The 12,278-nt window shown below is 27.0% G+C and carries 17 protein-coding genes; 2 read left to right on the forward strand and 15 right to left on the reverse strand.

Annotated elements, in window-relative coordinates; genetic code table 11:
- Nucleotides 1–63: 63 nt before the first annotated feature.
- From H8S10_RS09195 to H8S10_RS09245, 10 genes are all read right to left on the reverse strand, one after another.
- The gene (locus H8S10_RS09195) at nucleotides 64–411 is read right to left on the reverse strand and encodes a hypothetical protein (RefSeq protein WP_186838651.1); all 348 of its coding nucleotides are present in this window, start codon (nucleotides 409–411) and stop codon (nucleotides 64–66) included.
- 185 nt (nucleotides 412–596) lie between these two features.
- Nucleotides 597–2,291, reverse strand: a complete 1,695-nt coding sequence (locus H8S10_RS09200) for a M3 family oligoendopeptidase (RefSeq protein WP_186838652.1) — start codon at nucleotides 2,289–2,291, stop codon at nucleotides 597–599.
- A gap of 102 nt (nucleotides 2,292–2,393) precedes the next feature.
- Nucleotides 2,394–2,942 carry a GNAT family N-acetyltransferase gene (locus H8S10_RS09205; protein WP_186838653.1) on the reverse strand — a complete coding sequence of 183 codons (549 nt, stop codon included), beginning with the start codon at nucleotides 2,940–2,942 and terminating at the stop codon, nucleotides 2,394–2,396.
- Nucleotides 2,943–2,976: 34 nt separating this feature from the next.
- On the reverse strand, nucleotides 2,977–3,762 hold the full coding sequence (locus H8S10_RS09210) for a tetratricopeptide repeat protein (RefSeq protein WP_055262885.1): 786 nt from the start codon (nucleotides 3,760–3,762) through the stop codon (nucleotides 2,977–2,979).
- Between the two features lie 86 nt (nucleotides 3,763–3,848).
- The gene (locus H8S10_RS09215; RefSeq protein ID WP_207731864.1) at nucleotides 3,849–3,998 is read right to left on the reverse strand and encodes a hypothetical protein; all 150 of its coding nucleotides are present in this window, start codon (nucleotides 3,996–3,998) and stop codon (nucleotides 3,849–3,851) included.
- Between the two features lie 37 nt (nucleotides 3,999–4,035).
- The gene (ybaK, locus tag H8S10_RS09220; RefSeq protein WP_186838654.1) at nucleotides 4,036–4,524 is read right to left on the reverse strand and encodes a Cys-tRNA(Pro) deacylase; all 489 of its coding nucleotides are present in this window, start codon (nucleotides 4,522–4,524) and stop codon (nucleotides 4,036–4,038) included.
- A 54-nt stretch (nucleotides 4,525–4,578) separates the two neighbouring features.
- Nucleotides 4,579–5,352, reverse strand: a complete 774-nt coding sequence (locus tag H8S10_RS09225) for a hypothetical protein (RefSeq protein ID WP_186838655.1) — start codon at nucleotides 5,350–5,352, stop codon at nucleotides 4,579–4,581.
- 92 nt (nucleotides 5,353–5,444) lie between these two features.
- The gene (locus H8S10_RS09230) at nucleotides 5,445–5,609 is read right to left on the reverse strand and encodes a hypothetical protein (protein ID WP_186838656.1); all 165 of its coding nucleotides are present in this window, start codon (nucleotides 5,607–5,609) and stop codon (nucleotides 5,445–5,447) included.
- Between the two features lie 26 nt (nucleotides 5,610–5,635).
- Nucleotides 5,636–6,388 carry a DNA adenine methylase gene (locus H8S10_RS09235; RefSeq protein ID WP_186838657.1) on the reverse strand — a complete coding sequence of 251 codons (753 nt, stop codon included), beginning with the start codon at nucleotides 6,386–6,388 and terminating at the stop codon, nucleotides 5,636–5,638.
- A 383-nt stretch (nucleotides 6,389–6,771) separates the two neighbouring features.
- Entirely contained in the window at nucleotides 6,772–7,473 is a 702-nt protein-coding gene (locus H8S10_RS09245; protein ID WP_186838659.1) for a helix-turn-helix domain-containing protein, read from the reverse strand.
- A 157-nt stretch (nucleotides 7,474–7,630) separates the two neighbouring features.
- On the opposite strand from H8S10_RS09245, the gene H8S10_RS09250 reads away from it, so the two are divergent.
- A complete protein-coding gene (locus H8S10_RS09250) occupies nucleotides 7,631–7,843 on the forward strand; it encodes a hypothetical protein (RefSeq protein ID WP_186838660.1) in 213 nt (70 codons plus the stop codon).
- Between the two features lie 260 nt (nucleotides 7,844–8,103).
- The gene (locus H8S10_RS09255; protein ID WP_186838661.1) at nucleotides 8,104–8,253 is read left to right on the forward strand and encodes a hypothetical protein; all 150 of its coding nucleotides are present in this window, start codon (nucleotides 8,104–8,106) and stop codon (nucleotides 8,251–8,253) included.
- Between the two features lie 265 nt (nucleotides 8,254–8,518).
- On the opposite strand, the gene H8S10_RS09260 is transcribed toward H8S10_RS09255, so the two are convergent.
- From H8S10_RS09260 to H8S10_RS09280, 5 genes are all read right to left on the reverse strand, one after another.
- On the reverse strand, nucleotides 8,519–9,253 hold the full coding sequence (locus tag H8S10_RS09260; RefSeq protein WP_186838662.1) for a phage antirepressor KilAC domain-containing protein: 735 nt from the start codon (nucleotides 9,251–9,253) through the stop codon (nucleotides 8,519–8,521).
- Nucleotides 9,254–9,322: 69 nt separating this feature from the next.
- Nucleotides 9,323–10,312: an N-acetylmuramoyl-L-alanine amidase gene (locus tag H8S10_RS09265; RefSeq protein WP_186838663.1), complete on the reverse strand. Its 990-nt coding sequence runs from the start codon at nucleotides 10,310–10,312 to the stop codon at nucleotides 9,323–9,325.
- Nucleotides 10,313–10,392: 80 nt separating this feature from the next.
- Complete coding sequence (locus H8S10_RS09270) at nucleotides 10,393–10,812, reverse strand: phage holin family protein (protein ID WP_186838664.1); 420 nt, start codon at nucleotides 10,810–10,812, stop codon at nucleotides 10,393–10,395.
- A gap of 250 nt (nucleotides 10,813–11,062) precedes the next feature.
- Nucleotides 11,063–11,251, reverse strand: a complete 189-nt coding sequence (locus tag H8S10_RS09275) for a hypothetical protein (protein ID WP_186838665.1) — start codon at nucleotides 11,249–11,251, stop codon at nucleotides 11,063–11,065.
- An 18-nt stretch (nucleotides 11,252–11,269) separates the two neighbouring features.
- Nucleotides 11,270–12,064: a DUF4393 domain-containing protein gene (locus H8S10_RS09280; RefSeq protein ID WP_186838666.1), complete on the reverse strand. Its 795-nt coding sequence runs from the start codon at nucleotides 12,062–12,064 to the stop codon at nucleotides 11,270–11,272.
- Between the last annotated feature and the right edge of the window lie 214 nt (nucleotides 12,065–12,278).

Below are 12,278 nucleotides of genomic sequence, written 5' to 3' on the forward strand. Positions count from 1 at the left end.
ATTTTTATTCATATTATACTTCTTATATATTATAAATTCCACTACTTTTATTTTATATTACGCTTACCTTCTTTTAGATAATAATAATGAAATTGCAGATACACCAACTAAAACTCCTGCTGAAACTAAAGCTAACTTTTTCACTGTATTCATAGTACACCTACAAGTCTCTTCATAATCTTCACAGAAAGCATCACATGGATAATTTTCTTTATATTCATCATTCTCATAATCATATTCATTTTCGTAATAATCTTTGTATGCATCTTCAAAATCATTGTCTTCACAACAATTATTATCATAATCATAGCTATAAATATAATAATTTCTATTGGTTATTTTGGGAATTCGTATTCTTTTTTTCATATAATTTAATCTTTTTTCTTTATTAATTCCTATGTTATCGTACATTAAATTCACCTCAACATTATTATTGACAAGTAAATTAAAATTTATAAGCAAAGAAAAAACTCTACTTCGTTTATTTAAATAACAATACATACACTCATATATAAGTTATTTCTTAAAAATTAATTTTCTTCATAATAGTTGAGGTGTACTTTTATCTATATTTAATTATTTATAGAACTAATTTATTATAGGCTCTTATCATTTACATTGTCTAACCAATTTTCGATATCACCAATAATTGAGCTTACACAGCCATCTTTAAATGGAGATTTTAAATTTGCTAGTTTAACAAGTTCTAAGAATGATTTAGTTCCACCAGCTTTACAAAGTCTTAAATAATCATTCCATGCAACTTCTCTATTTTCATTAGCTTTCTTCCAGAATTGAAGTGCACAAATTTGAGCTAATGTATAATCAATATAGTAGAATGGATTTTCAAAAATATGACTTTGTTTAAACCAGAATCCTCCTCTTTCTAAGAAATCATCACCTTCATAATTTTTATGTGGCAAATATTTCTTTTCTAATTGTCTCCACATATTTTTTCTTTCCATAGGTGTAGCTTCTGGATTCTCATAAACAAAATGTTGGAATTCATCTACAGTTACACCATAAGGTATAAATTTAATAGCTGACCCTAAATGTGTAAATTTATACTTATCTGTATCTTCTAAAAAGAAATTATTCATCCAAGGCCATGTTAAGAATTCCATACTCATAGAATGTATTTCACAACTTTCATAAGTAGGCCAAACAATTTCAGGTACAGAAATCCAAGTAGAATTATAAACTTGGAATGCATGTCCTGCTTCATGTGTTAATACATCAATATCTCCTGAAGTTCCATTAAAGTTTGAGAAAATAAAAGGTGACTTATAATCATTTATATAAGTACAATATCCTCCACCTGCTTTACCTTCCTTAGTTTCAAGATCAAGTAACTTTCTTTCTACCATAAAGTCAAAGAATTCTTTTGTTTCAGGAGAAAGTTCACTGTACATTTTTTCTCCATTAGATAATATCCAATCTTTATCTCCTTTAGGTGTAGCATTTCCTGAAGTGAATTCCATATCTATATCATAATACTTTAATTCGTCTAATCCCAATCTTTCTCTTTGTCTTTCATATAGCTTAGAAGCAACAGGTACTATATATTCTTTAACTTGCTTTCTAAACTCACTAACCATTTCTGCATTATAATCAGTTCTACTCATTCTTATATAACCAAGCTCTACAAAGTTGTTATACCCTAACTTTTTAGCTATCTTAGTTCTTACTTTTACTAATTTATCATAAATTGAGTCAAACTCATCTTCATGTTCTGTAAAGAATTTTGATGAAGCTCCCCATGCTGCTTCTCTAATCTTTCTATCAGTTGATTCTTTGTATTTTCCTAAACCTGGTAGATTTAATACTTCACCGTTAAATGGTATCTTAGCTGAAGCAATAAGTTTTACATACTCTGAAGTTAATTTATTTTCAAGTTGCAAATCTTCAATAATATCTTTAGAGAAAGCTTTAAGCTTTAATTCTAGTAATTTAAATAATTGCTTACCATATTCTCTTTCTAACTCTTCTCTAAACTTAGAAGCAACCATTGCCTTGTTGTATCTATCATCTAGTTCTTCATATAATGGAGAATTTTCATCCCAGTAATCTTTTTCTTCACTATAAAACTCATCATTTGTGTTTATAGTGTATCTTATACCAGCAAGTTCCATCATAGTCATAAGTGTACCCCTTAAAGCATTTATATCTTCTAATGCTTTCTTACACTCTTCGTATGTTGAAGCATTTGTGAATTTATCTAATAAAATATTAAATTCACTTTTATATTCTTCATAACTTGGTCTTTCATATGTATAGTCTTTAAATTCCATCTTAGCCCCTCCAATATGTAAATATGTTTCATGAAAATTATACCATATAATATATATAATTCCAACAATATTATTTTAGGCAATATCAACTTATTTATATTTTTATTCCTTAATAACAATGTATCTTTTTAAGCCACCATACTTCTCTTTTTCTATAGCTATTTTATATCCCAATTTAATGAATGTATTTAAACTAAATTCGTTTTGTGGTGCTACTGTTGCACAAAAAATACAGCATCCTTTACCTTTTGCAACTTTTTCAAGTTCTTCTACCAAAGTTCTTTGTAACCTATTTCCTCTATAATCTGAATGTACTACTGTGGATTCAATATGAGCTATTGAAATAAGTTTTTTATCATCATAATTTAGATCATATCCTAAGTTAAATTTTTCAAATTCTGGCTTTATCATAGCACCAAAAGCTATAAGTTCATCATCTTCAGTAACAACTCCTATAACCTCGCCGTTATTGTTTATCATGTTTTCAAACTCTTCTTTTTCTGTCTTAGCAAAAAGGCTTTTATCTACCATACTCTCATATATGAAATCTTGAAGTAATAAAATTTTATCTAAATCCCTATTTGTCAACCTTCTAATCTTTGCATCAATAATTCTTCCACTAATATGTTTTATCTTAATACTTTTATTCATAAATTCTCCTATATACTTTTAAAGTAATTAACTATTAGTTAGATTGAACACTTTCAATTAGTTCTATTTCTTTCTTAGCTTCTTCATAGCTTTCATCAGCATTATATACAACTTTAAAGTATTCTAAAGCATCTTCTAATTGTCCTAACCCTTTATATGCTAATCCCATTCCAAAATATACATCTAAAGTATTTTCGCCAAGATCAATTGCCTTTTCAAAATTATCTATAGCTTTAAAATACTCTTCTTTTCTTAAATAATATTCTGCAAATCCTATATAAGCATTTCCTAAATTATTATCTAAATCTAGTGCATGATTAAAGTGATTTAATGCTTCATCTTCTTTATTTAAATATTTAAGTTTTATCCAACCTATATTTACTTCTATATAAGCAGAATCTTTGCTATCAAGTTTATTTTTCTTTAACGCTTCTTCTGCTCTTTCTACTCCTTCTTTATAGTTACCTAGCTTAATATCTATATCAGTAAGATAAGCTATTGAGAAAAAGCTATTTGGTCTTTCTTTTAATAATTCTAAAAATATCTCTTTACTTTCTTCATATTTCTCTAAATAGAATAAAGATTCTCCTTTTAAACTCTTAGCAAAATTTATATTTACTGACCCTTCCTTTAATCCTTTATCTATAGCTTCTATAGCTTCTTCAAATAAATTTAAAGCCATATAGCACTCACCTATATAAATATAAATTTCAGGATTATTGCTTTCTTCTAAAGTATTTATGCAAAACTCTAAAGCCTTTTCCACATCCTCATTCATTAAATTTTCATATTCACGTAAAAAATCCATATTTAGTTCCATTTCTTTCTCTCCTTAATATTAAATGATAATAAATATTTATAAATTATACCTACATTAATTATTAACTTCTCTTTGAAAATAATTAATTAAAGTAAGTCTTCAAATATTGCATTTGAAACATTCTGTAAATCTTGTGGTGCTAACTTAACTTGTAAGCCCTTTTTACCACCACTTACACATACTCTCTCTAAACTTTCAGCATCTTTATGAATAAATGTTTTATATAACTTCTTCATACCAATTGGTGAGCATCCACCACCCTCTATTTATATACTAATTTTTTATTAAATTTTCATAATTTCCTGATACTATATTTATTAGATCATTAGGATTTATTTTAATTTGATATCCAATCTTACCAGCACTAACAATAATAAAATCTAACTTCTTAGCACTTTCATGTATAAATGTTTTATATTCCTTCTTTTGACCGATTGGAGAACATCCACCACGAATATATCCGGTATACTTCATTATGTCATTAACATGGATCATTTCAACTTTCTTTTCTCCTGATATTACAGCTGCTTCTTTTAGATTTAATTCCTCTGCTACTGGGATAACAAAAACATATAATTCCTTACTTGTCCCTTGCGCTACTAAAGTTTTAAATACATGATCCTCATCTATTCCAATTTTATATGCTACAGATACTCCATCTATTTTCCCATCATTACTTTCATAAGTAATCACTTCATAATTTACTTTCTTTGAATCTAGTATTCTCATTGCATTTGTTTTTATCATTTTTTCTTTAGCCATAATTCCACCTCATTCATTGCAAATTATTTTATATTATACATTAAATAATTATTTTTATATATATTTTTTTCTACCTCTTATTTCTAATCTGAATTCCTGATTCATAAATTCAAGAAGTTCTTCTCTATTGTAAATCTTAGATATATCAGAAATATCTCCTATATTAAGAATAAAGTTGTCATCAACTTCTTTACCTTTAAAAGCTAATCTATACTCATGTTGATAAGCAAAATAATTATCTTTCCAAAATGCTATATTACTAAAATCATTATCTATATCCCTAGTTCTATCTACATAATTTATATTCATATCTGTATATTTAACTTTTCTCCCATCTATACCTATCCCATTATCATTACATGATTTTAACACTCTCTCTATAAATTTTCTTGGGCTTGTAATTATTATTGCATTATTCCAATAAGGTTTTTCACACATTTCACTTAATATATCTAATAGTTTAATATCTGTAAAAGCTGTCTGCTCATCCTTATCAATAAATTCAAAATCATTAGTAGTAAGTGCTGTTATACAAAATACTGGCATACGTTCAATATTTTTGACAGACAAAAATGATGATACATTATCTAATTTCCATACCAATTCATTAGTTTCATAACTATAAAATTCAGCCGTAACTTCTGTCATTTTATATTTACCTTCTAATATATCTCCCATATCCTTATCACCAGTTTCTTTTTCTCTATCTGAATACCACTTCAAATTTTTGCAATACACTTGTCCTTTTTGTAACATTTCTAAATTTTTTAATTCTCCAAACTTCATTAATAATATGATTCTATCATCAATCTCTTTTAATATTCCCATAATAACAAACCTCCATATGTATTATATAATTATAATTTTACATAATTTAGCATAAACAAAAAAGAGCCAATTAGCTCTTTTATATATAAATATTATTTAAGTAGTAATTTTTTCTTGCTTAGATATCCAATAAGCATAGCCTTAGCTATTCTATCAACTTCAACAATTTCTTCTTTACCATTTATACATCCCACTAATCTCAATTCTGAACATTGTTCAACTATATCTAAAATATTTTTTTCTTTAATATTATCCATACTTTTTACCCCTTAAATATTTTCATCTAATAATTAGTTATTATAAGTTCTTTGTATTTTCCTCGTCCCTTTTCATCTTTAGAAACCGAGTAGTTAACTTCTACTTCTTTTATATTAAAATCTTTATACCATTCCCTAACCTTTGGATGGTCATTTATAGTTAATAAAAACTTACCTTTTAAATTCTTAAGCTTGTCCAGTAATATAATATGTTCATCTTCTCCAAACTTATTATCATATCCACTCGTTTCAAAATATGGTGGATCACAAAAGAAAAAACTATGTTCTTTATCATATTTATCTATTATCTTCTCAAAACTTAAATTCTCTACATATGTATTTTTTAGTCTTTCTCTTATTTCTCCTAGAACTTCTTTAAATATATGTTGACTTGGCTTTTTAGTTATCGCATATCCATACACCTTACCTTTTCCTGCAAAACTTTGAGTTATTAAATATAAAAATCTTATAGCTCTATGTATTTCAGTTAAATATTCAATGCTGCAATTTTTATATTCTTCAAAAATATCTCTTCCCGAAAATTCATATTTTAGTAGTCTTTCAATCTCTGGTGAGTGATATTTTATTGTTTTAAATAAATTTACTAGTTCTCTATCTATATCATTAATTACCTCAACCCTACTTTCTTCCTTTCCGAAATATACCCAACCTGCACCAAAAAATAGTTCTACATAACAAGTATGTTTAGGTATCATTTCTATTATCGTATTTCTTAATTTAGATTTCCCCCCCACTCTGCAAATCGGTGGTTTTAGCATATGTTCTCACTCCTTTTTGTTGGTCAATTTCAATATATCATATTTAAATTAAAAAGTATCGAAATGTGCAAACTCTGCACATTTTCCCATTTAATACCAAGAGGAGTTGACTTTTAAATGAATTTGTGCTATATAAGCAAAAATTTATCCAAATTAAGACTGAGAAATAATTACCCTCAATCTTACGTATCTGCTATACTACATATAGATAGATCTCTTATTAGCAAATATGAAAGGGGAAGTCTCTACCCTAACTTGCAAACTTTAATTAAGTTAGCAAAGTTTTATAATGTAAGTTTAGACTATCTCCTATCAAATAATGATATATAGTAATTAACTTATATCATTACACACAGCAATATACTTTATAGGTATATTGCTATCTAATATATATCAGCAATAAAACTTCCTTTTAATCCTTTGCTTAATAAATTTACTAAACATTTTGATAGCTCTATCCCATTTCTAAAATATTCATCTACTAATAATTGAATTAAAAACGTTGCACTTTTTCCCTTCTTATTTCTGAAATTCTTAATAGCTTCTCTTACTAAATATTCATCTGATAAACTTAATACTTTCTTAGCAAACTTACTATTATCTATATTGGTAACACTTCTTGCTAATCTTACATTTGTATGATTATCTATTTTGCTTTGCTTCTTCTCTTCTTCTATACTCCTTCCCCTCTTTTCCTCTTCATATTTAAGTATATCTTCAACTGCTATTTGACCTGCTACTGGCATATTTCCGTTACTATCAACTCCTATCTTTTTATTTTCTTCTTTATTTGATTGTTTTACTTTATTTTCTATTAAATGTTTTAATCTTTTGTATATATTATAGTTACCAGATGCACCCTTTCTCTTCTCTATTGATATGTATTTTAATTCAGATAATCTTTTAATACCTTTCTTAACTGTTGCAACTGATATATTTATATTCTTTGATATTGTTTCTATTGAAGGGAAACTACATTGCTTCTCTTCATTATATAGGCTTAATAGATATGTATATATTCTAAATTCATTAGATGTGATGTTTTTATCTGTTATTATTTCATGTGATAATTTTAAGAATTGCATTTGTAGTTCACCTCCTATCAACTTTAAAGTATTCCATTTTAACTTTATAGTTGAATTATAATACTTCCCCATACAACTGTCAATATATTTTTAAACTTTTTAGTTGAAATATTGAACTTTAAAGATGAATGTGTTACACTTTAATTGAGGTGATGTAATGGCTATTAAAAATGATATAAAGTCATATATCATAAAAGAAGGATTAACTATAACAAAACTACAAGAAATACTTAATGAAAAAAATCAAACTAATCATAGTGTTCAAAATTTAAGTAAAAAAATATCTAACGAAACTTTAAAGTATAGTGATGTTATAGAGATTGCCGACATACTTGGTTATGATATCAAGTGGGAAAAAAGAAAGTCTTAGTTAAATCTAAGGCTTTTTTCTTTTATCTAAAATTAATTTATTTTTAATTATCATTGAGCAAATACCGAAGGTTATTAGCTAATATATAAATATAATAAATAAGTCTTGATAACTAAATATAGATTATGGTTGTTTTTTATACTTTTAAAAGTCTAAAATTTATACTTTTAAATTTTTATATCCAATAATTGCATTTGAATATTTTTCTTATATCTGTGTATACTATTATTGTTTAATTAATCTTTAGGGGGAGGTATATTGTGGGGGAGAACGGAAGTACTAAAGATGAATTAATCTTAAAGGTGGATTATTCCTCTTTAGAAACTATTGATAAGTTTATTGACTTATTAAAATCTAATAATGTAGAAGTTAAAGCTCTTGGGAGAGACGAGTATGTGATTAAACTTTAATTTCTACATAAAAATAACCCTAGATAATTAAAGTAATAACTATCTAGGGTTTATTTTAATTAATTATTGTATTGATATATTTTATATGCTATACTATTTACATAGTTTAGTTACGATTTTATATAGTATAATCAGTTTTAATAATTCTACGACTGATTCAAACATGGTTTGCACCTCCTTTCAAGGTGTAATATTAAAAGCTTAGATATTAGCCGTATCTAAGCTTTTTTCTTTTCTCAAATAAAAAAGATAGATTTTAATTAATCTATCTTTCTATAAGTGGCAATATTTCATTTTTCTTTAATAATTCATATATGAACAATCTACCTTTTTGAGTCCACTTGGTATTCATCTTTATATCTTCTCTTCCGTTACTTCTTTTAATATCTACTGTTTCTGAATGAGTATATCCTTTTCCATGATGTTCACTATATAATAGCCATTGTCCACTTTGTTTATATTGAATATGTAAATCATGTAGGATATTATTCATTTGCTTTCCACTCATTCCATAGTCTTTAGCTATTTGAGTTATAGTAACTAATCCTGGATTCTTTAATATTGTATCTGTATAATCTGCCTTTGGTTTAAGCTCTCCTATTAATTGACTTTGTTGTGAAGTTATAAGCTTCAGTTCTTCTACTTTTCTATTGGATATTTCTAAAGCCCTCTTCATTATCATTTCAGGACTATTCCACATTTTTTCAACTTCTAAAAAATATTTTCTAGCTTGTTTACCTTTTTCATTTCTTTGGATCATTGCGATTTCTTTTGCCATATCGAGCTTTATTTCATGGTCAATATATGTAGTTGCATTATTTTGAGCTGTTACTCTTTTTTGAGTAATAGCTACATAATCAATATTTTCTTCAAATCCATACTCTAGCATTCTAGAAAACCAATCATTATATCTTGTTTTTACTTCCAGAAACTCGTGTAGCTCTCTTCCGCTTAACGTTATATTTTCACCTTTTGTATTTATGTTAATTAATTTATTCATTATGAATCTTCCTTTCTTCTATTCTTAAATAAAATAGCTAGAGTTCACTTATGAACTCTAGCCTTTAAATTAATATAATGGATTACTTGTTATACTGCTGTCATTATCTCTTGGAGCATATATATTAACTCTTCCAAAGCTTTGTGTTTGAATAGTATATACATCAGTTTGTGGATTACCTAAAATTTCGTAAGAAAGACCACCAAATTGTTTAGGTGCTAAACTTCCACAAGCATTTGCTATAACTGGAGCAACATTAGTAGGATATACTCTCCAACTTGCTATATGAGGATTCAAATTAAGATATTTCTTATTAGAAGGTACATAAGATACAACTATTTTCCCATTCTTATCAAACACAATAGCCTTATTCTTACTTGCCATATCTTTAGCGTATTCTAAATTATTAAATGCTCCTAATTGCTTACCTGCTGATGTTTTTACATAGTAATTTATCTTTGGCTTTTCTGTAGCTTGTGGTGGTTGTGGAGTTGGTTTTACATATCCATTTTTCTTACTTATACCGAATCCCTCCGCAATACCTTCTACCATTGCATTGCACACCTTTGAGAAATTACTATTATATCTTGCCATATCTCCATTGTTTGATATAAAGCAAGTTTCTATTAATGCTGCACTTGTACCCTTATTTTTAGCTGTTCTTATTACTCTAAAATCTTCTCTCTTTACCCCCCTGTTTCTATAACCTAATGCAGCTACTTTATTAACTATAGCTTGCTCAACTGTAATTCCTTGTTCTGCTGGAGTTACCCAAATTTCTACTCCTGTTGATTCAGGATTAGCTGCAGAATTAAAATGTATTTCAAATACATAATCATAGTTAGCAAAATTAACTTGGCAACATCCAGCGCCTATATCAGCATAAGCATTTCTGTCTAATGGATATATATCAACAGCTGCATCATATCCACCTAATAAAGCTTTTATTTCGTTTAATACTCTTCTTGTTTCTATAGCTTCTGTTCCATAATTGCTACAAGCTCCTGGATCTCCAGCTCCATGTCCTGCTATTAATAATATTCTTAATGTTTTACTCATTTTACATTCCTTCTTTCTTTTAATTTTCCCAAACGCTTGGAATTTTTGATATATTAAAAGAGCCTTTCGGCTCTTAATTACTAATTTTTATTTAATTCCTTCTTTTCTCCATCTTTAAGCTGTGCTAATGCATCTTTTAATTTATCTGGTATAGGTAATCCTAATCCAGCACAATTCTCTAATAAACTTATTCCCTCATTAGCTATGTAGAAATAACAAATTAAAGTTCTAAATACCCATGTGCCTGTATTTAATAATCTATCTAATAACACAGCAACTATTAATACTATAAATATTACAGTTTTCCTCGCTATTCCTTTAAGTCCTACATCACTAGAAACTTCTTTGTTTATCCAAGCTCTTAAGAGCCCTGTAATATAATCTAATACCATAAATGCAATTAAAACTATAAGAGCTGTATCCCAACTCCCAAATAACCACGTTAATCCTGTTCCTATTGTTGCTACAATTACTTTAAAATAATTTAATATGTTTTCCATTTTTACACCTTCCTTTTATTTTTTTGTATTAAAATAAGCTAGACTATAAAAATCTAGCTTTTGAATAATATTTACTTTTTTGTGCATTATACTAATTGTAATTTATAATTACATCTACACCTGAAGATGTGGTTTGTGTCTCTATCATCCACATCTTTAATACTTAATAATAGATACAGCTACTGCTTACGGCTTAAGACTCCATGCTCTATATCTATTATTTTTTTGTGTTAAAAAAGAGCCTAATTTCCTAATCTCTTTTTATTGGGTTATACGTTTTAGATATATATATTTTCATTATGTCTTTATAACAATTAGAAACTAAATCATGTATCCTTATAATATCTTCATCCTTTAATTTTTTAAATTCACTATTTAATTCTACTCTTGGAATTGTTTCTGTATTTATCTTTTCAATTTCAACAGAAAATACCTTCATAATTCACTCCTTATAACTTTATAAACACGCCTTTGCAAAATTCTCCCCAAAGTTACTAATATCAAGTGTTTCACGAGTTGATTTTAATTCAATAAATTTATCTGGATTATTATTTTTGAATAAATTAAATCTTTCTTGAACATACCAGTGTTCTTTTAAGATTTCGTAGTTTTCATTAGCTATACCAGCATCATAATGAACTAACAGTCCTAATCTGCATAAATTTTCTATACTTGCTGAAATTAAAAATGGATCATAATCCTCTATTAATAATTCACTTGTAAATATTTTAGGCATTCCTTGAATAAAATATTTGGTATCAAAACATATAGTGATCCATGAACACTTAATGCTCTGTCCTATTTCAACTATTTTTTTCAAAACTTTAGCATCTAAAGGAGACATTTGCTTTATTATTTCAACATAACTTGGATGTGCATATATTACTGATTCTACATTCATAGAAGTTCCCAATAAATTTAGATACATTTCTCTTACTTCTGGAGTATCAATTGTATATTTTAAAGATTCTATAGTAGGTCCAACAATACTAATAGGTGCTTCAATTAAATTTTCTCTTGGCGTGTCTTGTATTTTTAATTTTAAATCATTTTCAAACTCTTCTAGCTTATATTTATAAGTTATGTTAGCTTTTTTAACAGGGTATAAAATTACATTATTGAATAATCCTACTATTGATTGTAATGCTTTCCCTCCTTCTTGCATTGCTCCTTTAAATCCATCTTGATAAATTTCTTTTGATTGTTCTTTTGCAACTTCAGTAATAACTTTATTAACATTTATTTCTTCCATACCTACCTCCATAATATTATATAATCAACATAATTTTACATTATTCTTCATTATATGGAAATAGCTCTCTAACAATAAATAATTTATTTAACGAACAATTTAAATCAATTGTGAGTTAGAATTTAAATTTACTTTCTAAAATTGGAAGCAAATTATCTGCAATTATTCTTTGTCCATATTCACTAGGATGGGTTACATCCCCACTTCTATAATA

The sequence above is a fragment of the Clostridium sp. NSJ-49 genome (assembly GCF_014287725.1).
In the GTDB taxonomy this organism is placed as follows: Bacteria; Bacillota; Clostridia; order Clostridiales; family Clostridiaceae; genus Clostridium; species Clostridium disporicum_B.

What these genes read in the sequence shown, in the direction of transcription:
- H8S10_RS09250 (WP_186838660.1), top strand. Translation starts at nt 7,631, where the DNA reads ATGGCTATTAAAAATGATATAAAGTCATATATCATAAAAGAAGGATTA.
- H8S10_RS09205 (WP_186838653.1), bottom strand. Translation starts at nt 2,942, where the DNA reads ATGAATAAAAGTATTAAGATAAAACATATTAGTGGAAGAATTATTGAT.
- H8S10_RS09215 (WP_207731864.1), bottom strand. Translation starts at nt 3,998, where the DNA reads ATGAAGAAGTTATATAAAACATTTATTCATAAAGATGCTGAAAGTTTA.
- H8S10_RS09260 (WP_186838662.1), bottom strand. Translation starts at nt 9,253, where the DNA reads ATGAATAAATTAATTAACATAAATACAAAAGGTGAAAATATAACGTTA.
- H8S10_RS09210 (WP_055262885.1), bottom strand. Translation starts at nt 3,762, where the DNA reads ATGGAACTAAATATGGATTTTTTACGTGAATATGAAAATTTAATGAAT.
- H8S10_RS09200 (WP_186838652.1), bottom strand. Translation starts at nt 2,291, where the DNA reads ATGGAATTTAAAGACTATACATATGAAAGACCAAGTTATGAAGAATAT.
- H8S10_RS09245 (WP_186838659.1), bottom strand. Translation starts at nt 7,473, where the DNA reads ATGCAATTCTTAAAATTATCACATGAAATAATAACAGATAAAAACATC.
- H8S10_RS09235 (WP_186838657.1), bottom strand. Translation starts at nt 6,388, where the DNA reads ATGCTAAAACCACCGATTTGCAGAGTGGGGGGGAAATCTAAATTAAGA.
- H8S10_RS09225 (WP_186838655.1), bottom strand. Translation starts at nt 5,352, where the DNA reads ATGGGAATATTAAAAGAGATTGATGATAGAATCATATTATTAATGAAG.
- H8S10_RS09195 (WP_186838651.1), bottom strand. Translation starts at nt 411, where the DNA reads ATGTACGATAACATAGGAATTAATAAAGAAAAAAGATTAAATTATATG.
- H8S10_RS09230 (WP_186838656.1), bottom strand. Translation starts at nt 5,609, where the DNA reads ATGGATAATATTAAAGAAAAAAATATTTTAGATATAGTTGAACAATGT.
- H8S10_RS09270 (WP_186838664.1), bottom strand. Translation starts at nt 10,812, where the DNA reads ATGGAAAACATATTAAATTATTTTAAAGTAATTGTAGCAACAATAGGA.
- H8S10_RS09265 (WP_186838663.1), bottom strand. Translation starts at nt 10,312, where the DNA reads ATGAGTAAAACATTAAGAATATTATTAATAGCAGGACATGGAGCTGGA.
- H8S10_RS09275 (WP_186838665.1), bottom strand. Translation starts at nt 11,251, where the DNA reads ATGAAGGTATTTTCTGTTGAAATTGAAAAGATAAATACAGAAACAATT.
- H8S10_RS09280 (WP_186838666.1), bottom strand. Translation starts at nt 12,064, where the DNA reads ATGGAAGAAATAAATGTTAATAAAGTTATTACTGAAGTTGCAAAAGAA.
- ybaK (WP_186838654.1), bottom strand. Translation starts at nt 4,524, where the DNA reads ATGGCTAAAGAAAAAATGATAAAAACAAATGCAATGAGAATACTAGAT.